A 19,157-nucleotide genomic window follows, 5' to 3' on the forward strand; every position below is an offset into this window, starting at 1 on the left:
GCGCAATCCCAGACCGATTCCAAGGGCACATCTCGCGATGCGCTAGAGATCTGTTAAGCATCTCAGCACGGTATCATGTTAAAATACACGTTGAGATTGCTCAGGCTCACGGTTTTTGCGTATGTAGGTACCGACCGAAATAATCTGAAACAGACTGACACGGGAGCGGACATCCATGTTGGAGCCCGCCACAGACACCCTATTGCCCGCATTCTTTCGTCGCCTCCGCTTCCTGATATCCGCAAGGACACAGATCGGGGAGATACACAGACCTAACGGCACGCAATCGCAGGATGGTAATTCGATCACTCCTGCTTCCCAGTCTTCGGGTCGCACGGCTTTCGCCTGGTCTTCTCAGGGAACGCATACGACCGGATATGTGGAAGCGAGCGTATGGGCCATTTGCTTTGTCGCGACCACGTTCGCGGCCTTCCTGACCCAGCGGTCGGCTATCATTGTTGATCTCGGCAGCCTCTTGGTTGCATTGACGATACTGGGCTTCCTCCTCACTGTTCACGTTGTCTATCGACGTTGGCGACCATCGCCGGTGCTCAGCAACTTGTGCGGAGCGCTCCTAGCAATGTTATTATCGGGCGCAGTGGCTGGAATCATCAGCCTTGTCGGGCTTCGGAATAACGCCCCATTCATCGATGCAGATCTTGCAAGATGGGATCGAGCGGCGGGCTTCGACTTGCCTGCTGTCATCGCTTGGGCAGCCGACAACCCCGCCTGGTCCCAGCTCCTGTCGGTCACCTACGACAGCTCATTCCCCCTGCTCTTCGGCCTTTCAGTGCTGCTCGCAATCGTTCGCCGTTTCGAGCATTTATGGATACTGACGTTCGTATTCGCCACCACGATTGTCGCATGCGCGAGCATTTCCGTGATCTGGCCAGCGAAAGGTGCCTTCGCGTTCTTTGGGTACCCAGCCAGCTTGCTTGAGCATCTCCCGACAGGCGCGGGCACGTATCACTTGTCGAAGTTGGAATACTTCCGCAATGAGGCCTCGCCGTTGCTGTCATTCGCCAATCTGCAGGGAGTTGTGACATTTCCGTCGTTCCATTGCTGCCTGGCGCTGATGATCATATCCGCGTCCCGGCACCTCAGGTGGCTATTCCCGATTTCATTGATCTGGAATTCCCTCGTGATCGCATCGACCGTGCCGATCGGTGGACATTATGCGATCGATCTTCCATGCGGCGCGGTCGTGTGGCTGGTCGCAACCGGAACTGCTATCGCCTTGATGTCATTGTCCTCGCGACGGGCGCAGGGATCATCTGGATTGCGAGCCGACGCTTCACACGACCGACTCACGCACGGAATGTGCCAAATCATGACCAGAGCGCAAGTCAGCGAATCCTGACACCGGCCCTGTAGCCCTGGTCTGCGATTTCCCGCGATGGCGTACACGCGTCCGTTCCGACACTAAAACGTACAGCCACCTGCGCCCCCCACTAGATCATAAGCGCCAAGGATATTCACTCTATCTAAAATTGTATTCATAATACTCATCTATTATAAGATGACGTCGGATATCCTTTTCTGGCGTGAAGGTGCGCCGATCTGGCCAACAGCAAAGAGGGTGTAATGCGGGTCAAAATGATGAGGTTCCTGCGTGACGAATCGGGAGCCACTGCAATCGAGTACGGATTGATTGCCGCCGGAATTTCACTTGCGATCATCGCAGCAGTCAACGGTCTGGGCAGCAAGATCAACACCTCGTTTGTCGACATCAATTCCTCCATCAACTAGTTCTGCGCAGTCCAGACGTTGGCGTTCTCAGGAGGCCCGAACCAATGCGTTCGAGTTTCTTGCTTCAAGGCCGCGGCGGCGCGGAATACTGGTCTAAGCTTCTGACGGAGGGTCCCCCGGCCATTTGGTGTTAGGATTGTGGCTGTCGAGTTCTACGTCTCCGATCATCCCGTCGTCCCGCCCGCGCCCTGGAACGTGCCAGGCACCGTATTCACATCGCCGCTGTCGGCCATGCTCGATGGAGTCGATGCATCCGAAAGCGACAGGCGGCGACGTTCCGGACTGCAATTGCAGCTGGCGGGAGAGCCCGTCGGCGTGCCCGAGATGCTTCGCCGTGCCAAGCAGCTGTAGCCGACAGGGCGTGCGGTTCGGGAGCTTGGGAGCTATCAAAGCTCCCGCTGCTCGCCATCGTATCGCGAGCCGACGGCTCCTTCGTCATCCTCGGCAGCTCACGTTGTCGAGCAACGGAAGCGCCCCACCAGATTTGGATTTGAGTGGCTGTAAAATATACCCAGTTGTTGCGGGGCGCGGAACTGCACTTGGCGAGCGACTGCATTCTCGATCTCGCGAGCGACTCCTCTGGCGATCAGAGCGTCAGATTGAGCAGCTCGGCAGCCCCAGTTCTCGGTGCGGCGACTCTTGTTCTTGTCACCATTGGCGATCTGGCACCGCACTATCTCATTCGGCGTTGCCTCCCCTTTTTGTCGGTCTCGCGGCCGATTTTGAGTATCCACCTCCCAGTCGTCGCTCCTTTCACTAGATCAAGGTCGAGGCACTGGAGAGGAAACCGCGCGCAATGGTCACCGGGTCGGGATCGTAGCCTATGATCCGCAAGATCTTAACGTAGACCGCGACGATCAGCGTTTCATTCCTTGGAGAAGGCAATCTAGTGTGGCGCCGAGATCGCCTGCGACGAGCGCCTGGGATGCCTCCGAGCGAAAAGGATCCTTCACTTTGGCCGGACTAGAATTGACCAGCGCCCTCGTCAGGAGGTCAATGACCCCGATGATCGTTCCCAAAGCGTCGACATGGCCTAAGACCCAGAAGCTCCTTGGATTGGAAGGGCTGCGCTTCCTCGCTACCGTCGCCGTGCTGCTGTGGCACTATCAGCACTTTGCCTTCGTCGGCGAGGAGCCGGTCGGTCTCGTGAGGAGCGAGCTGCCGTTCTACCGCGTTCTGTTCCCGTTTTATGAGAAGGGCAAGATTGGGGTCGAGATATTCTGGTGCATCTCCGGCTTCATCTTCTTCTGGAAGTATAGCGCGGCCATCGCCGACCGCACGATCAACGGATGGACCTTCTTCGTCTATCGGCTGGCGCGACTTTACCCGCTCCATCTCGCGACGTTGCTGTTGGTCATGATGCTCCAGCTGATGTATTTCGTTCAGCACAACTACTTCTTCGTCTTTCAACAAAACGACATCCCTCAATTCGTCAAGCAGCTGTTTATGGCCAGCGACTGGCTTCCGCCGCACGGCGTCAGCTTCAACGCACCAATCTGGTCAGTCTCAATCGAGATCGTGGTCTATGCGGCGTTTTTCCTGTCGCTGCGCGTCGTGCGTCCGTCCCCGCTCTTCAATCTAGCGGTGATCGTGATCTCGATCGCGACCGGTACGCTGATGTCAAAATGCTTCGCTTTCTTCTACGCTGGCGGCCTTGCCGCGATGGCAAGACAGGCTGTCGCCGGGGCTCGGCATCGGCCGAAGGTGGAAGCCTTGGCTGCGTGTGCGAGCATCGCGATGCCCGCGGCATTTTGGATGTTCGGCATGGACCTTGAGGCGCTCACTGCACCGCTTCTGCTGATCTATACGCCGATCCTGTTGTTCTGCTGCTCGAAGCCCATAGTCTTGCCGCGGCGCCTGGAGACCCTGGTGGAGACAGCCGGCAATACAACCTATTCCTGCTATCTGCTGCACTTTCCAATTCAACTTGCGATCGCGCTTGCTTTTTCGTCGATGCAGCGGCCCATCCCCTACCTCGATCCTCTGTTCTCGGCGGCTTTCGTGCTGTCCACGCTCGTCACCGCGCGCCTCACCTATTGCTGGTTTGAAGCGCCTGCTCAGCGGCTAGTCCGGACCCTTCTGCTGCGAAGGCAAGAGACTCGGCAGGCGAGTCCGGTCCTGCTTCAATGAAGGCAATCATCATGAAGGCGGAGATCTCGATCTAGTGTGCCTTACCCAACGCCAGTGGCCAATTTGGAAAGTCACAGTGACCGCTTTATCAAGAGCGAACGGCTCGGAGCTGGAGTAAGGCGGCAACCAAATCGCAATTTGTATGCCGATTGATCAATAGGGCTGCTGTCGAAGCGGCAGCTATTGGCCAACGTGCGATTGTCGGACATGAACGATTGTGCGTGTTGGCATCCTAGGCTCCATCTCGAACGCTTGTTTTCCCTTCGCGGCCCAAAGCTTACGTGCCCGTTCGCCCTCACCGCTTTTAAGCTTGTCAGCCATCCAAAGTAGCGCGCCGAAGATCGTGGAATGGTCGTCACCGGTCAGGTCCACGATACCGGCTTTGATCACGAGGCCGCCGAGTTCGATGAGGTGCCGGGTGCGCTTGCGGCGTTCGACCTGCCACGCGCACATGTCATGTCGCGCTTTTGCGGCTTGATGCCGGGTGCGCGCCGCCCGATTGCGCAGGAGCGCCGTCCGTGTTGCGGTCAGCTGCTGGTGCATTTCGCCGCGACCGGCTTTGAAAGAACGCGGCCCCGCGCTTCGCCCATGCCTCCATCTTTCCGGCCTCTTTCGTCTCGGCCAGCACGATCAGCGCACCGGCCAGTTCTTCCGCGGTGAGCGTGTCAGCTCCGGTGGCGATGACCAATTTGCCGAGCTGTCGCACCTTCCCGGTTTTCAGCTCGCGTGCCTTGTCGTCGAGCGCCTTCAGGTCCGCATCGAAGTCTCTTGGTTTGCGCATCGTAGTCTCCATGAGTGTCGATAGAGAAATGATAGGCGAGCACACGGAAGAATGCTGTAAGGTCATCAGGACGGCCTGAGACGGTGCGGTCCCTCCCGAGAATTTTTCGAGGGAGGGCGCGCTTATACGTCGTGCCGACGTACGCTTCGCTGTGTAGATGCTCTGGTCGCGATGGCGATCTATCATCTTCACGTCAAGGTCATCGGCCGGAAGGCCGGAAGCAGTGCGGTGGCATCGGCGGCCTACCGCTCAGCGTCGCGGCTGCGTGACGAGCGGGTGGGCCGTGAGCAGGATTTTTCTGCCAAGCGCGGCGTTGTCCATTCCGAGGTGATACTGCCGGAGAATGCGCCGGAGGCGTGGGGAGACCGCGAACGGCTTTGGAATAATGTCGAAGCACACGAGGTCCGCAAGGACGCGCAGCTGGCCCGCGAGGTGGAGTTTGCGATTCCGCGCGAGCTGAACGAGGCGCAGGGCATTGAGCTCGCCCGGGACTTCGTTCGCGGCGAGTTCGTCGGTCTCGGCATGATCGCCGATCTGAATGTGCATTGGGACATGGCCGAGGACGGACTGCCCAAACCTCATGCCCATGTCATGCTGACCATGCGCTCGGTCGACGAGAATGGCTTTGGCCGGAAGGTGCGGGACTGGAACCGCACCGAGATGGTCGAGCGCTGGCGCGAACGCTGGGCCGAGCTCGCCAATGAGCGGCTAGCCGAGCTCGACATCGATGCGCGGATCGACCATCGGAGTCTGGAGGCCCAGGGCATAGCACTGGAGCCGCAAAGCCAGATCGGCGCGCCCGCCAAACGCATCGAGGTTGGGGGGATTGATGGCGAACGGATGGAAGCCGACCGCGCCGAGATGCACCGCGAGATCGCACGGAACAATGGCGCGCGAATTATCGCCGATCCCTCGCTTGGACTGGACGCCATCACCCAGCAGCAATCGACCTTCACACGCCGCGACCTAGCAAGGTTTGCGCACCGGCACAGTGACGGACTCGACCAGTTCAACCAGGTCATGGGCGCAATGCAGAGAGCGCCGGATCTGGTCGAACTCGGCAGGGACGGCCGCGGCGAGCATCGGTTCACCACTCGCGGAATGATCGAAGCCGAACAGCGGATGCACCGGGCTGCTGAACGGATGGCGGAACGGGAGCGCCATCAGGTTCGCGACGTGAACCGCCGAACCGCTTTGGCGCGAGCGGAAGCGCGCGGCCTGGTGCTTTCGTCCGAGCAGGTCGACGCGCTGGCGCATGTCACAAAGGGACGCGATCTCCGCGTCGTGGTCGGCCATGCCGGGACGGGCAAGAGCGCGATGCTGGGCGTGGCGCGAGAGGCGTGGGAAGCGGCCGGCTTCGAGGTCCGGGGCGTGGCCCTATCCGGCATTGCCGCAGAAAACCTCGAAGGCGGAGCGGGCATTGTGTCGCGCACGATCGCCAGCCTGGAGCATGGCTGGGAACAGGGCCGAGATCTGCTCAGATCCAGTGATGTGCTGGTGATCGACGAGGCGGGGATGGTTGGCACACGCCAGCTCGAGCGCGTGCTGTCGCATGCTGCCGATGCTGGCGCAAAGGTGGTGCTGGTCGGCGATCCGCAACAATTGCAGGCCATCGAGGCGGGCGCGGCGTTCCGCTCCATCCATGAACGTCACGGTGGCGCCGAGATCGGCGAAGTGCGCCGTCAGCGGGAGCACTGGCAGCGCAAGGCCACGCGCGATCTGGCAGCCGGCAAAGTGGGCCATGCGCTCGGAGCCTACCGCGCTCACGGCATGGTGCACGAGGCCCAGACCCGCGAGCAGGCGCGCAGCGATTTGATCGAGCGCTGGGACCGCGACCGGCAGGCGTCGCCGGATCGGAGCCGGATCATCCTCACCCACACCAATGACGAAGTTCGGGCGCTGAACGAGGCCGCGCGCGGGCGGATGCGGGCCGCCGGCGATCTGGGCGATGATGTGAGTGTGGCGGTCGAGCGCGGCGCGAGACGCTTTGCCAGCGGGGACCACGTCATGTTCCTGCAGAACGAGCGCGGCCTTGGCGTGAAGAACGGCACGCTCGGGACGGTCGAACAGGTCAGCGCGCAATCCATGACCGTACAGGTCGACGATGGTCGGTCTGTGCGCTTCGACCTCAAGGATTACGACCGAATCGACCATGGCTATGCCGCGACGATCCACAAGGCACAGGGCATGACGATTGACCGCGTCCATGTGCTGGCGACGCCGGGCATGGACGCCCACAGCAGCTATGTCGCGCTGTCTCGGCACCGCGACAGCGTGGAGCTGCATTATGGCCGTGACGATTTTGCCAGTCAGGACCGGTTCGCCCGCACTCTCTCGCGCGATCGCGCCAAGGACATGGCCTCCGATTACGAGATTGCCGATCCGGTCCGGAACTACGCTGAGCGGCGCGGGATCACCTTCAGCGAGCGCGTGGCCGAGATCGTGCGCAAGATTGTGCCCGAGAAGCTCCGCGACATGTTCGACGGCCTGCGCTCTCCGGCCGATGTGCACGGACTGGACGGCGAACGGAGGCCCGAAGGGGCAACGCCGGAACGGGAAAGCAACGATCCCGCAGCCGACCGGCGTGGAGCCGAAGTGCCGGCCAGGAACGTGACGCAAGATCCCGAAGTGGAAGCGCGTCGCGTCCGGACCCGTGCTCTCGTGCGCCACGCCCGCGCGGTGGACGCGATCTTCGAGGCGCAGAAGACGGACGACAGGACCAGTCCCGAGCAGGTGAAAGAGCTGCAGAAGGCCCGCCAAGCCTTCAATGCGGTGCGCCCGTTTGGCTCGCACGATGCCGAGGCCGCCTACAAGAAGAACCCGGAGCTCGCCCGCGAAGCGGCGGACGGCCGGGTCAATCGCGCCATCCGCGCGCTCCAGCTCGAAACCGAACTCCGCAGCGATCCGGGCCGTCGCGCCGATCACTTCGTTGAGCGATGGCGGGAGCTCGACCAGACCAGCAGGCGCCTATATCAGGCGGGCGACTTGTCCGGCTACAAGGCCACGCGCTCGGCGATGGGCGACATGGCGAAGAGCCTCCAGCGCGACCCGCAACTGGAATCCATCCTTGCCGGCCGCAAGAACGATCTCGGCATTGCATTCGAATCGGGCCGCCGACTCGGCCAGGATCTGGCTTTCGTCCATGGCATCGATCTCGGCAGAGGCCGAGGCCTTGGAATTTGACCCATCCCGTTTGCCGCCGGCTCTACGCCACAGCTGGCAACGCGCGAACTCCTATTGTCCGCCTGCACCTGTTTGGCCTCTGGTCTCGCCGGACGTCAGAAGCAACCAGCGAGGGGCATCACGGCCATGCGCGAGCCAGACCGTATCATCAGGTTGAAAACCGTCCTTGCCAGGACCGGGCTGTCCCGATCCACCATCTACCGCAAGATCGCCGAAGGTACGTTCCCTACCCCACTCAAGATCAGCAGCAACGGAACTGGTTGGCATGAATCCGACATCAACCGGTGGATCGCAGATCCCGTAAGATGGCGTCCGCGGCGCGACCTCGATGAAATCTTGTAAGCTCTATGGCACAACGATCAGGGACGACGTTTCTGGAGGCGCTCTCCTGAACTATCCGACCCCATCCTTTTCTACGCCACGGCATCCCGCTTCAGGGACGGTCCCGCGAGATGCAGACGACGAGTTCGGACCAAGCTACATTGGAAATGCGCTTACGGCAGAGCGCGATGTCAACCGAAGGCGTTCCATGAGCCGGCGCCCCGCTCGATTTACCCAAGGCGAAGTGGAACGAGCGATCCGCGCTGCAAAAGCGGCCGGTGCTTCATCCATACGAATTAAGCCGGACGGCACGATCATCGTCGACCTGGTCAAATACAAGGAAGAGCGGGGCATCGATGAGACGGTTGAGCCCGAAGAGCATTTCGTGCTTTGATTCGCTTCATGCCCCGTCCTCGCAAGCCCTACCTTCACAAGGAAATCAACCGTCATGGCAGGACGGTCTGGTACGTTCGCAACAAGGACGTAGGCGGCAAACGCACTCGCATTCGCGGCGAGTACGGGTCCATAGAATTCAACCGCAACTACGACATCGCTGTAGCCGACATGTTCAATCGGCCACGCCTCGCAATCGATCCAAGCGAAGCCAGGGCGAAGGTCTTTGATGGTAGCCTCAAATGGCTATGGGAAGAATACAAGGCAAAAGCGCCTGATTGGCGCGAGATGAAGGCGAGCACTCACAAGCAGCGCAACAGCCTCATGATTCATGTTCTGGAGGCCAACGGCAACAAACGAGCCGCCGCCATCCAGAAGCAGCACATCCTGGACGGGCTTGGACGTCGCGCTCAGAACCCCTCCGCGGCCCGGCACTTTCTCACCACCATGAGGCGGATGTTCACCTGGGCGGTCGCGCAAAAGATCCTTGCGGCAGATCCAACCGAAGGGATCAAGACACCCAAGCCAGCGAAAACCGAAGGCTTTGTCACCTGGTCTGATGCCGACGTTCGGCGTTACTACAAGCGCTGGCCGCTCGGCACGCGAGAGCGCGTCATGATCGACGTCTACCTCTTCACCGGCTTTCGGCGGGGTGACGCAGCATCGTTCGGCCCTGCCGATGTGACCGAACAGGTGCAAGAGCGGATTGGGCCTGACGGAAAAATCGAGCAGATCTTCGTGCCGATCATCACGAAGCGCCTGGAAAAGGGGAGCGAGACCATTGAGGTCACCTTCCCGATGCTCGATGTCCTGCGCCGGACGTTGGAGGCAGGTCCGATCGGAACCGAGACCTACATCGCGACCCGGCAGGGCAAGCCGATGACCAAGGAGAGCTTAGGCAACGTGTTCAAGGAGAAGTGCGTCGCAGCTGGGTTGGCGAACCGATCAGCGCACGGCCTTCGCAAGGCGGCTGCAACCGTCGCCGCCGAAAACGGAGCAACGGAAGCCGAGCTGGATGCGATCTTCGGTTGGACCGATCGTCGGATGGCAAGCCATTACACGCGGAACGCCAATCGCAAGAAATTGGCGTATGGCGGCGTCGCCAAGCTCGAGCGAATGATCGGCTCCGTGGATCATAGAGCGAACGTCTATTCCCTCACCGACAAGCTAGGTGCGGGAAATCGAACAAAAAGCTCAATGAATTCAGCCGACGTCCGGAGGGGTGGTGGGCACGACAGGGATCGAACCTGTGACCCCTACCATGTCAAGGTAGTGCTCTCCCGCTGAGCTACGTGCCCTAATCCAATATCCGTTCGGGTGGGCGTCCCTATATCGGCTCCCACGCAGGCAGGCAAGGACGCAAAATGCCGAAATTGGGAATAATCCGCCAGTTCCGGAGGTCTGTCCCTGGCGGCTCAGGCCGCCAGCATCTTGTTGACCTCGCTGACGAGTTCGCGCAGGTGCACCGGCTTGGACAGCACCTTGGCGTTCTTAGGCGCCTCCGAATCGGAGTTCAAGGCGACCGCGGCGAAGCCGGTGATGAACATGATCTTGATGTCCGGGTCGAGCTCGGAGGCGCGGCGCGCCAGCTCGATGCCGTCCATCTCCGGCATCACGATGTCGGTCAAGAGCATCTCGAACGGCTCCTCGCGCAGCCGCTGGTAAGCCGACATGCCGTTGTCGTGGGGCGAGACCTGGAACCCGGCATTTTCCAATGCCTTGACCAGGAAGCGGCGCATGTCGTTGTCGTCTTCGGCGAGCAGGATTTTGTGCATGGCGAGGGGTTGTCTGGTCCGGGTGAGAGGCGGAGCGTTGCCGCCACTAAGCCTGACGGGCGGTAAATTTCGGGTGAAAGATTGCGCCTTTTGATCCGACATCGGCAAGGCATTTTGAGGGCTGAAGGTGCGGTCTTCGACCGAAGCAGCACGCCAGCTCAGAGTTGTTCCAAACGCGAGATGAACTTTTTCATTGCTTTTCGCTTGGCAGACCGGCTCGGATTATCGAAGATGCGCGTTGGCAAGAGCAGTGCCTGCGTTGTCCAGAACGACTCGGCCGGAGGATACCGGCGCATCAACGGACGTGACATCGACGCACGTGACCAAGGGGACGGCGCCCAGAGATGACGGACTTTGATGGCGAATTGCCGCCGTTCGAGATCATGGAGCCGACCGAATGGCGCGCGCCCATCATCTTCAATTCCCCTCACTCCGGATCGGCCTACCCCGACGATTTCCTGAGGGCGTCGCGAATCGATCTGCCGGCGCTGCGGCGCTCCGAAGATTCGTTCATGGACGAATTGATCGCCGATCTCCTGTCGCGCGGCTTTCCGGTCGTTCGCGTGCATTTCCCGCGCTGCTATGTCGACGTCAATCGCGAGCCCTATGAGCTCGATCCGCGGATGTTCACCGGGCGGCTGCCGAGCTTTGCCAACACCCGCTCGATGCGGGTGGCCGGCGGCCTCGGCACGATCCCGCGCGTGGTCGGCGACGGCCAGGAGATCTATCGCGACCGGCTGAGCGTCGACGAGGCGCTGCACCGGATCGAGACGCTGTACAAGCCGTATCACCGCGCGCTGCGCCGGCTGATCAACCGCGTGCACCAGCAGTTCGGCACCGTGGTGCTGGTCGACTGTCATTCGATGCCGTCGGTCGGCGTCTCGCGCGACGAGCCGCGCCGGCCCGACATGGTGATCGGCGACCGCTACGGCACGAGCTGCGCGTCGCTGCTGCCGGACCTGGTCGAGGACGTGCTCGGCCGGCTCGGCTATTCGGTCGGCCGCAACAAGCCCTATGCCGGCGGCTTCATCACCGAGCATTACGGCAATCCGGCCACGGGCTTGCATGCGATCCAGATCGAGCTCAACCGCGCGATCTACATGGACGAGCGCCGCAGGGAGCGCGGACCGCGCTTCGCCCAGGTCGCCTCCGATCTCGCCGTGCTCGCCGAGGTGCTGGCGACGGTGCCGCTCGGCGACCTCGGGCCGTTCCAGGCGGCGGCGGAATAGAGGACTGCGCGTTCGGTCCGAGCGATTTCGGCCGGTGGCGTCGGCGCAAAAAAAAGGGCCGCTTGAATGACAAGCGGCCCAAGTCTAGGGAGGAAACGCCCAAGGAGGGCAGCGATAACGCGAAGCGCTACCGCACCGCAACAATATGCAATCGCGCTGCACAAAGCGCAAGAGTTTTTCCGCCTTTCTCCATGCAAAAAAACATAGGCCGGGTTGCGTTCAGCGCGAAACAGCTCTTCTTTTCATCATAGAAGTCAATGGCTTGATTGGAGATTCCAAACGATCGGAGAGGGACGCCGGTTTCGCTTTCAGTTTCACATCAGGGGCCCACGACGGCTCAACCGCGCCCGGCCAGCGCGGCCGGACACCAAACGGTATCCATGATGCCACGCTGGTGTTCCATATCCGGATGCGCCCCCGACCGCTTTGAGCTAGGCATAACCGGCTTATTGCCACCCGATTCCCTCACCCAAGGACGCGTTGTGACGGTCATTGATTTCTCCGCCTTCATCGGTCGTCTGGCGACCGCGTCGGGCGAAACCATCCTGCCGTTCTTCCGGACCTCGCTGCTGGTCGACAACAAGAGCAGCCGGCACGATTTCGATCCGGTGACCGAGGCCGACCGGGCCGCCGAGGCCGTGATGCGCCGCCTGATCAAGGCGAACTTTCCTCAGCACGGCATCGTCGGCGAGGAGTTCGGCAATGAGCGCGAGGACGCCGACTACGTCTGGGTGCTCGATCCGATCGACGGCACCAAATCCTTCATTGCCGGTTTCCCGACCTGGGGCACGCTGATCGCGTTGCTGCACAAGGGCACGCCGGTGTTCGGCATGATGCACCAGCCCTTCATTGGCGAGCGCTTCGCCGGCGACAACGGCTCCGCCAATTACAAGAACGGCGGCGGCGAGCGCCGGCTCTCGGTCCGGCGCTGCGAGCGTCTCGGGGATGCGGTGTGCTATACGACGAGCCCGCTGCTGATGAACGAGGCCGATCGCGCCACCTTTGGCCGGGTCGAGGCCGAGACGCGGCTGTCGCGCTATGGCGGTGACTGCTACTCCTATTGCATGCTGGCCGCCGGCCATCTCGATCTCGTCATCGAGACCGAGCTCAAGCCCTATGACATCGCCGCCCTGATCCCGATCATCAACGGCGCCGGTGGCATCGTCACCGACTGGGAAGGCGGCCCGGCGCAGAACGGCGGCCGGATCGTCGCCGCCGGCGACAAGCGCGTCCACGAAGCGGCGCTGAAGCGGCTGGCTGCGGGCTGAGCCCGCCTCCACCGGCCTGGCTCCCCGCCTCTCGCGCGGAACGGAGACATCCGGCCGGTCGTCGGGCGCCTCACGCGGCGGCCCGGCGCAAATGCTCGACGAGCAGTTTCGCCGGACGCGGCAGCGCCTTGAAGCTGCGGGCGCAGATCACGAGCCGCCGATCGGCCCAGGCGTCGCGCAGCGCGACGAGGCTGATCGGCATCGACCGCGCGCAACGTCGCGCCGCCGCTTCCGGCACGACGGCAATGCCGATCCCGGCCGCCACCATCTGGCAGATCGCGTCGAAATCGCGCAGCCTGGCCCGTACGTGCTGGCGGATCCCGAGCCGCGCGGCGTGCCGGCCGATATGGACGTTGAGCGCCGTCCCCTGCGTGAGGCCGATGAAATCCTCCCCCGCGGTCTCGCTGAAGTCGATCTGTCGGCGCGCTGCGAGCGGGCTGCGCCGTCCGGCCACCAGGATCAGCCGGTCCTCGCCGAAGGCGAAGCGCTCGATCGTCTCGGGCAGCGCGTGCTCCGCCGCAAAGCCGAGATCCGCTCTGCCGGACACGATCGCCTCGGCGATCTCGGTGCTCTCGCGCTCCTCGACATCGACGTTGATGTCGGGATGCTCGCGCAGGAAGGCCGCCAGCGCCTTCGGCAGATGCTCGGCGAGGCCGACCGTGTTGGCGAGCAGCTGCACGTTGGCGCGACGGCCGGATGCGAAGCCCGAGAGCTCGCCCTGCATGGCCTCGGCATTGGCCATGATGATGCGGGCGTGATCGAGCAGGCTCTCGCCCGCCGCGGTCAGCTCCACGCCGCGCCGGCCGCGCTTGAACAGCTCGACGCCAAACGCGTCCTCCAGACCCTTGATCCGCGCGCTCGCCGAGGCCAGCGCCAGATGCGCCCGGTCGGCGCCGCCGGTGATGCTGCGGGCCTCGGCCACGGCAATGAACAGCCTGAGATCGACCAGATCGAAACGCATGGTCATCCTGCCTCAGCCTTGGACGAAGGCTTGCTCCGTAACCTCCACATTGTGTCGTCGGCGCAGTCTGGTCAATGTGCCGACCATGATCGACCCCATCCTCATCTTCATCGCCTTCGCGCTCACTTTGGCCGGCTTCGTCAAGGGCGCGCTCGGCCTCGGCCTGCCGACCATCTCGGTCGGACTGCTCGCGGTCGCCATGCCGCCGGGCCGGGCGCTCGCCATCGTCATCGTACCGGCCGTGATCACCAACATCTGGCAGACCTTCGCCGGCCCCTATCTGCGTGATATCGCCAGGCGCCTGTGGCCGCTGATGCTGGGGACCGCGATCGGCATCTGCCTCAACGCCGGCGCGCTCAGCCATGCCTCGACCCGCTGGGGCAACGTCGCGCTCGGCGTCTTGCTGATGCTCTATGCCCTGCTCGGTCTCACCAAGCTCGCCTTCAAGGTCGCGCCCCCGCACGAGAAATGGGTCGGCGGCATCGTCGGCCTCGTCACCGGGCTGATCTCGGCCGCCACCGGCGTGCAGGTCGTGCCCTCGGTACCGTACATGCAGGCGATCGGGCTCGAGAAGGACGAGCTGGTCCAGGCCCTCGGCGTGTTCTTCACGGTCGCCACGGTCACGCTGGCCTTCAACTTGACGAGCTCCGGCCTGCTCAGCACGGCCACCGCCCTGCCCGGCGCGGTCGCGATGGCCTGCGCCTTTGTCGGCATGTTCGCGGGCCAAGCGGCGCGATCCCGACTGCCGGCCGAGGCGTTCCGCCGTGTGTTCCTGATCGCCATGATCCTGCTCGGCCTGTATCTCGCCGGCACGGCAGTCATCGAGCTGCTCCGGTAAGTCAGCGCGCCTCGAGCATCGCGATCCGGACGCCGAGATAGATCAGCAGCCCGCCGATCGTGCGGTTGAGCCAGAGCAGCGCGGCGGACGAGTCGCGCACGCGGCGCGCTGCACGGGCCGCGACGACGGCGACGCCGAGACACCAGATCGTGCTGTTGACGATGAAGATCGTGCCGAGCAGCAGGAAGGCGATCGCCTTGTGCGGCGCCTCGGCTGCGACGAATTGCGGCAGGAAGGCGAGGAAGAACATCGCGACCTTCGGATTGAGGATGTTGGTGAGCGCGCCCTGCCAGAACGCTTGGCGCAGCGTCACCACCGGCATCGACGTCGCATCACTGGCCCTGGCGGCGTCCGGCCGCCGCGCCAGAAGCTGCGTGATGCCGAGATAGACCAGATAGGCCGCACCGGCCCATTTCACCGTCGCGAAGGCCGTCGCGGAGGCCGTGAGCAGCGCCGACAGCCCGATCGCACTTCCGAACACGTGAACCAGGCAGCCCGTGCTGATGCCGAAGGCGGCAGCGGCCCCGCCGCGCCAGCCCATCTGCGCGCTGCGGCCAACGATGTAGGCGGTGTCGGGACCCGGCGTGATGTTGAGCAGCAGCCCGGAGACGAGAAACAAAGGCAGATCGTGAATGCCGAGCATGATTGAACATTTCCTAACAATAACGGTCTAACCATACCTGGCCTCGGCATTGCCGTCTCGCGCCGCAGAGGCCGGCGCGGGGCCGCATGGCGAGGTGCCGCGATGGGTTCTGGAAAAGCGTTGGATTTGGCCGCCTCGGCCGTGGTATGCGCGAGGCGGGAGCACGATGTGATGGAAAGACGCCTCGCTGCCATCCTTTGCGCCGACGTCGCCGGCTATTCACGCATGATGGGGATTGACGAGGACGGCACGCACGCCGCCTTCAAGGCTCATCGCGGCGCCATCCATCCGATCATCCTCAACCACGCCGGCCGCATCGTCAAACACACCGGCGACGGCTTTCTGCTGGAATTCGCCAACGCCGCCAGCGCCATCCAGTTCGGGATCGAGATGCAGTCCCTGATGGCGGAGCGCAACGCCGATCTGCCGTCCGACCGCAACATGCGCTTCCGGCTGGGAATCCATCAGGGTGAGTTTACGGTCGATGACGGCGAGGCCTTCGGCGACGGCATCAATGTCGCCGTCAATCTGGAATCGATCGCCGTCCCGGGCGGTGTTGCCGTCTCGGCCAAGGCTTATGAGGAGGCCGGCCTGCAACTCCCCGTCAAGCTGACCAGCGCCGGAAGCTTTCAGTTCAAGAACCTGCGGGAGCCGGTGCAGGCGTGGACATGGGAGCCGGGTAGCGAGGCGGCGATCCGGGCCGGGACGAGCGTCACCGGCCTGCCGCCGCAATATCGCACCGCGATCGTCGGCGTGCTGCCATTCGTCAACCTCTCCGACGACGCCGACGCCTATCTCGCCGACGGGCTCGCGGACGACCTGATCCATGCGCTGTCGCTGCAATCGTTCTTTCGTGTCCTGAGCCGCACCTCGACGTTTCGCTTCAGGGACCGCGGCCTCAATCCCCGCCTGGTCGCACGCGAGATCGATGCGACCTACCTGATTCAGGGAACGGTGCGGCGCTCTCGTCACAAGCTCCGCGTGACGGCGGAGCTGATCGCGCCCGAGACCGGCGCTCAATTGTGGACCGGTCGCTATGACGGCGATGTCGGTGATCTCTTCGCGATGCAGGACGAGATCACCACCAGCCTATGCGCGGCGCTGATGCCGGAGATCTATCGTGTCGAAGCCTCGATTCCAGTCCGCGCGCCGGCGACCGACCCGACCGGATGGGACCGCTTCCTGCGCGGTCTGTCGCACTACTACCGACCGACCAAGGCCGACTACGAGATCTCCATCTCGCTGTTTCGGCAAGCCATTGCGCTCGATCCCACGCTCGGCCTCGCGCACGCTTATCTCGCGACCATTCTGATGCAGGGCATCAATTTCGGCTGGATCAAGGGCTCGCGCGAGCTCTGGCAGGAGGCGAAGAATCTGGCCTTGGACAGCGTGCGGCTCGACGCGCGCTCCTCGTTCGCCTATGCGATCCTGGCCTTCGTGCAGGCCATGCAGGGCGACCATGACGACGGCATGAAGGCGGCGCGCAAGGCGACCGAGCTCAATGCCTACGACATGGGCGCACGCGGCGTGCTCGGGCTCTGCCATATGGTCAACGGCGAGCACCAGCAGGCGATCGATCTGTTCTCGATCGCGGCCCAGCGCGGCAACAGCGATCCGCGCTACCAATGGCCGGCGCTGAATGCCTACAGCCACTACCTGCTCGGCCGCTATGAGGCGGCGTTGTCCTGGGCCCGCGAGGAGCTGTTTCTCTACCCGAACCATCTGCAGGCGCTGACGATCCGCGCGGCGACCCTGGCGCAGCTTGGTGCGACCGACCAGGCGGGCGACGCCGTCGACGTGCTGCACGCGCAATACCCCTGGCTCACGCTCGACCGCCACATCAAGAACATCCGATGGAAACGCCGGGACGACATCGACCACTACCGCGACGGACTGATCAAGGCCGGGCTGACCTGAGCCAATCGGGTCCAATGTCGCCGGCCCGCCACATGGCCTACACATTGCTTCCGCAAATTGATTGGATTCGACCGCTGTTGCCGTGGTATCGCCCTGAGTAGGAGCAAAGACGGAATGGAGAGACGGCTGGCCGCGATTGTCTGTGCCGATGTGGTCGGTTACTCGCGGATGATGGGCGCCGACGAGGCGGGAACCCATGCCGCGTTCAAGGCCCATCGCGGCGCCATCCACCCGATCATCCTCAATCACGGCGGCCGCATCGTGAAATACACAGGGGACGGGTTTCTCCTGGAATTTCCGAGCGTCGTCGGCGCCATCGCGGCCTCGGTCGAGGTGCAGAAGCTGATGGCCGAGCGCAATGCTCATTTGCCGGCCGACCGGGTGATGCAGTTTCGCCTCGGCCTCAACATGGGCGACGTCATCTTCGATGAGGACGAGGTGTTCGGCGACGGCGTCAACACCGCGGTGCGGCTTGAAGCCGCAGCACCGCCCGGCGGAATTGCCGTCTCCCACAAGGCCTACCAGGAAGCCAGCAAGCACCTCACGGTCACCTTCGTCGACCGCGGGCCGTTCCGCTTCAAGAACATCGAAGACACCATCAACGTCTGGACCTGGGATCCGTCCTCGCCGGAGAAGAGCCGCGAGCAGCGGTCCGCCACGACCCTGCCGGCGCAATACCGCACCGCCATCGTCGGCGTGCTGCCATTCGCCAATCTCAGCGGCGAGACCGACGAATACTTCTCGGACGGCCTGGCCGAAGACCTCATCCATGCGCTGTCGCTGCAGTCGTTCTTCCGGGTGCTCAGCCGCAACTCCACCTTCGCCTTCAAGCATGCCGGCATGAGTGCCCGCCTGATCGCGCGCGAGATCGATGCGACCTATCTCATCCAGGGCTCGGTGCGGCGCTCCGGCGACAAGATCAGAGTCACCGCCGAGCTGGTCGCGCCGGAGAACGGCGAGCAGCTCTGGGCCGGCCGCTACGACCGCGACATCGGCGACCTGTTTGCAGTGCAGGATGACATCACCGCCAACCTCTGCACCGCGCTGATCCCCGAGATCTATCGCGCCGAGGCGGCGGTGCCGGTGCGGTCCAAGACCACGGACCTCACGGCGTGGGATCGCTTCCTGCGCGGGCTGTCGCACTACTACCAGCCGACCAAGGCCGACTACGAGAGCTCGATCGCGCTGTTCCGCGAGGCGATCAGGATCGACCCAGGTCTTGCGATCGCCCACACCTATCTCGGCACCATCCTGCTGCAGGGCATCCATTTCGGCTGGATCAGGAACTCACGGGAGCTGTGGGACGAGGCAATGGCGCTGGCCGAGGCCGGCGTCCGGCTCGATTCTCGCTCGTCCTTCTCCTATTCGCTGCTGGCCTATGTCCATGCCATGCAGGGCCGGGTCGAGGCCGGGATGGAGGCGGCGCGCAAGTCGCTGCAGCTCAATCCCTATGACATGGGCGCGCGCGGCGTGCTCGGCGTCTGCCATCTCGTCGCCGGCGAGCACCGCCAGGCGATCGAGCTGTTCTCGGTGGCGGCCCAGCGCGGCAACAGCGATCCGCGCTATCAATGGTCGGTGCTGAGCGCGTTCAGCCATTACATGCTCGGCCAGTACGACGCCTCGCTGTCCTGGGCGCGAGAGTCGCACTATCAGAACCCGAACCATCTGCAGTGCCTCGCCATCCGCGCTGCCGCGCTGGCGCAGCTCGGACGCTCGGTCGAAGCCGGCGAGGCCGTGGCGGCGCTGCTGAGCCAACATCCGTGGATGACGATCGAGCGCCTCCTGAGCAACATCCGCTGGCGCAATCCCGCCGACATCGCGCATTATCGCGACGGCCTCACCAAGGCCGGCATCCCGTTGACCAAGCTCACCCTGGTGGACACCAAGGCCAAGTTCGCGGGCGAATAGCGCGATCGCGACTTGAGGTTGACACTTGGGCGGGTTGCGCCAATCATTCACGATTGCATTG

Annotated in this window: 16 protein-coding genes, 1 tRNA gene and 1 pseudogene; 12 read left to right on the plus strand and 6 right to left on the minus strand. The window is 63.1% G+C overall.

What is annotated here, in order from left to right; genetic code table 11:
- Positions 1 to 175: 175 nt before the first annotated feature.
- From QX041_RS32025 to QX041_RS32035, 3 genes are all read left to right on the plus strand, one after another.
- Positions 176 to 1,360, plus strand: coding sequence for a phosphatase PAP2 family protein (locus QX041_RS32025; protein ID WP_316167836.1), 1,185 nt, complete (start codon positions 176 to 178; stop codon positions 1,358 to 1,360).
- Positions 1,361 to 1,584: 224 nt separating this feature from the next.
- Complete coding sequence (locus QX041_RS32030; protein ID WP_315753307.1) at positions 1,585 to 1,749, plus strand: Flp family type IVb pilin; 165 nt, start codon at positions 1,585 to 1,587, stop codon at positions 1,747 to 1,749.
- 996 nt (positions 1,750 to 2,745) lie between these two features.
- A complete protein-coding gene (locus tag QX041_RS32035) occupies positions 2,746 to 3,879 on the plus strand; it encodes an acyltransferase (protein ID WP_316167838.1) in 1,134 nt (377 codons plus the stop codon).
- 180 nt (positions 3,880 to 4,059) lie between these two features.
- Here QX041_RS32035 and QX041_RS32040 read toward each other — a convergent pair whose 3' ends face one another.
- Positions 4,060 to 4,332, minus strand: coding sequence for a conjugal transfer protein TraD (locus tag QX041_RS32040; RefSeq protein ID WP_316167839.1), 273 nt, complete (start codon positions 4,330 to 4,332; stop codon positions 4,060 to 4,062).
- A 1-nt stretch (position 4,333) separates the two neighbouring features.
- Positions 4,334 to 4,660 (minus strand): conjugal transfer protein TraD, encoded by a 327-nt coding sequence (locus QX041_RS32045; protein ID WP_316167840.1) that lies wholly within the window; start codon positions 4,658 to 4,660, stop codon positions 4,334 to 4,336.
- Positions 4,661 to 4,831: 171 nt separating this feature from the next.
- On the opposite strand from QX041_RS32045, the gene traA reads away from it, so the two are divergent.
- The 4 genes and pseudogenes from traA to QX041_RS34445 all read left to right on the plus strand — a co-directional run.
- Positions 4,832 to 7,843: a Ti-type conjugative transfer relaxase TraA gene (traA, locus tag QX041_RS32050; RefSeq protein ID WP_316167841.1), complete on the plus strand. Its 3,012-nt coding sequence runs from the start codon at positions 4,832 to 4,834 to the stop codon at positions 7,841 to 7,843.
- 126 nt (positions 7,844 to 7,969) lie between these two features.
- Positions 7,970 to 8,185, plus strand: a complete 216-nt coding sequence (locus QX041_RS32055) for an AlpA family transcriptional regulator (protein ID WP_315716577.1) — start codon at positions 7,970 to 7,972, stop codon at positions 8,183 to 8,185.
- A 187-nt stretch (positions 8,186 to 8,372) separates the two neighbouring features.
- On the plus strand, positions 8,373 to 8,558 hold the full coding sequence (locus QX041_RS32060) for a hypothetical protein (RefSeq protein ID WP_316167843.1): 186 nt from the start codon (positions 8,373 to 8,375) through the stop codon (positions 8,556 to 8,558).
- Between the two features lie 287 nt (positions 8,559 to 8,845).
- Positions 8,846 to 9,571: pseudogene (locus tag QX041_RS34445) on the plus strand (tyrosine-type recombinase/integrase); the annotation flags it as partial.
- 209 nt (positions 9,572 to 9,780) lie between these two features.
- Here the strand turns inward: QX041_RS34445 and QX041_RS32070 are convergent.
- Positions 9,781 to 9,855 (minus strand) — tRNA-Val (locus tag QX041_RS32070).
- 117 nt (positions 9,856 to 9,972) lie between these two features.
- Positions 9,973 to 10,332, minus strand: coding sequence for a cell cycle two-component system response regulator CpdR (gene cpdR / locus QX041_RS32075; RefSeq protein ID WP_006610087.1), 360 nt, complete (start codon positions 10,330 to 10,332; stop codon positions 9,973 to 9,975).
- A 344-nt stretch (positions 10,333 to 10,676) separates the two neighbouring features.
- Here cpdR and QX041_RS32080 point away from each other — a divergent pair, with 344 nt between their 5' ends.
- Both QX041_RS32080 and hisN read left to right on the plus strand, forming a co-directional pair.
- Entirely contained in the window at positions 10,677 to 11,561 is an 885-nt protein-coding gene (locus QX041_RS32080) for an N-formylglutamate amidohydrolase (RefSeq protein ID WP_315801832.1), read from the plus strand.
- 482 nt (positions 11,562 to 12,043) lie between these two features.
- A complete protein-coding gene (gene hisN, locus QX041_RS32085) occupies positions 12,044 to 12,829 on the plus strand; it encodes a histidinol-phosphatase (protein ID WP_315716573.1) in 786 nt (261 codons plus the stop codon).
- 70 nt (positions 12,830 to 12,899) lie between these two features.
- Here hisN and QX041_RS32090 read toward each other — a convergent pair whose 3' ends face one another.
- Positions 12,900 to 13,790, minus strand: coding sequence for a LysR substrate-binding domain-containing protein (locus QX041_RS32090; protein ID WP_316167928.1), 891 nt, complete (start codon positions 13,788 to 13,790; stop codon positions 12,900 to 12,902).
- Between the two features lie 85 nt (positions 13,791 to 13,875).
- Between QX041_RS32090 and QX041_RS32095 the strand changes: the two genes are divergently transcribed.
- Positions 13,876 to 14,628, plus strand: coding sequence for a sulfite exporter TauE/SafE family protein (locus QX041_RS32095; protein WP_316167846.1), 753 nt, complete (start codon positions 13,876 to 13,878; stop codon positions 14,626 to 14,628).
- A 1-nt stretch (position 14,629) separates the two neighbouring features.
- Here QX041_RS32095 and QX041_RS32100 read toward each other — a convergent pair whose 3' ends face one another.
- Positions 14,630 to 15,271, minus strand: coding sequence for a LysE family translocator (locus tag QX041_RS32100; protein ID WP_316167848.1), 642 nt, complete (start codon positions 15,269 to 15,271; stop codon positions 14,630 to 14,632).
- Between the two features lie 171 nt (positions 15,272 to 15,442).
- Here QX041_RS32100 and QX041_RS32105 point away from each other — a divergent pair, with 171 nt between their 5' ends.
- Together QX041_RS32105 and QX041_RS32110 are read left to right on the plus strand one after the other, a co-directional pair.
- The gene (locus tag QX041_RS32105) at positions 15,443 to 17,188 is read left to right on the plus strand and encodes an adenylate/guanylate cyclase domain-containing protein (RefSeq protein ID WP_316167849.1); all 1,746 of its coding nucleotides are present in this window, start codon (positions 15,443 to 15,445) and stop codon (positions 17,186 to 17,188) included.
- A 114-nt stretch (positions 17,189 to 17,302) separates the two neighbouring features.
- Complete coding sequence (locus QX041_RS32110) at positions 17,303 to 19,096, plus strand: adenylate/guanylate cyclase domain-containing protein (protein ID WP_315716569.1); 1,794 nt, start codon at positions 17,303 to 17,305, stop codon at positions 19,094 to 19,096.
- The last annotated feature ends 61 nt before the right edge of the window (positions 19,097 to 19,157 follow it).

This window comes from Bradyrhizobium sp. SZCCHNRI2009 (genome assembly GCF_032485115.1).
Taxonomy (GTDB): Bacteria; Pseudomonadota; Alphaproteobacteria; order Rhizobiales; family Xanthobacteraceae; genus Bradyrhizobium.

Coding starts and splice junctions, on each gene's coding strand:
- QX041_RS32110 (WP_315716569.1), top strand. CDS start 17,303: ATGGAGAGACGGCTGGCCGCGATTGTCTGTGCCGATGTGGTCGGTTAC.
- QX041_RS32100 (WP_316167848.1), bottom strand. CDS start 15,271: ATGCTCGGCATTCACGATCTGCCTTTGTTTCTCGTCTCCGGGCTGCTG.
- QX041_RS32025 (WP_316167836.1), top strand. CDS start 176: ATGTTGGAGCCCGCCACAGACACCCTATTGCCCGCATTCTTTCGTCGC.
- QX041_RS32060 (WP_316167843.1), top strand. CDS start 8,373: ATGAGCCGGCGCCCCGCTCGATTTACCCAAGGCGAAGTGGAACGAGCG.
- QX041_RS32080 (WP_315801832.1), top strand. CDS start 10,677: ATGACGGACTTTGATGGCGAATTGCCGCCGTTCGAGATCATGGAGCCG.
- QX041_RS32030 (WP_315753307.1), top strand. CDS start 1,585: ATGCGGGTCAAAATGATGAGGTTCCTGCGTGACGAATCGGGAGCCACT.
- cpdR (WP_006610087.1), bottom strand. CDS start 10,332: ATGCACAAAATCCTGCTCGCCGAAGACGACAACGACATGCGCCGCTTC.
- QX041_RS32090 (WP_316167928.1), bottom strand. CDS start 13,790: ATGCGTTTCGATCTGGTCGATCTCAGGCTGTTCATTGCCGTGGCCGAG.
- QX041_RS32055 (WP_315716577.1), top strand. CDS start 7,970: ATGCGCGAGCCAGACCGTATCATCAGGTTGAAAACCGTCCTTGCCAGG.
- QX041_RS32095 (WP_316167846.1), top strand. CDS start 13,876: ATGATCGACCCCATCCTCATCTTCATCGCCTTCGCGCTCACTTTGGCC.
- traA (WP_316167841.1), top strand. CDS start 4,832: ATGGCGATCTATCATCTTCACGTCAAGGTCATCGGCCGGAAGGCCGGA.
- QX041_RS32045 (WP_316167840.1), bottom strand. CDS start 4,660: ATGCGCAAACCAAGAGACTTCGATGCGGACCTGAAGGCGCTCGACGAC.
- QX041_RS32040 (WP_316167839.1), bottom strand. CDS start 4,332: ATGTGCGCGTGGCAGGTCGAACGCCGCAAGCGCACCCGGCACCTCATC.
- QX041_RS32035 (WP_316167838.1), top strand. CDS start 2,746: ATGACCCCGATGATCGTTCCCAAAGCGTCGACATGGCCTAAGACCCAG.
- QX041_RS32105 (WP_316167849.1), top strand. CDS start 15,443: ATGGAAAGACGCCTCGCTGCCATCCTTTGCGCCGACGTCGCCGGCTAT.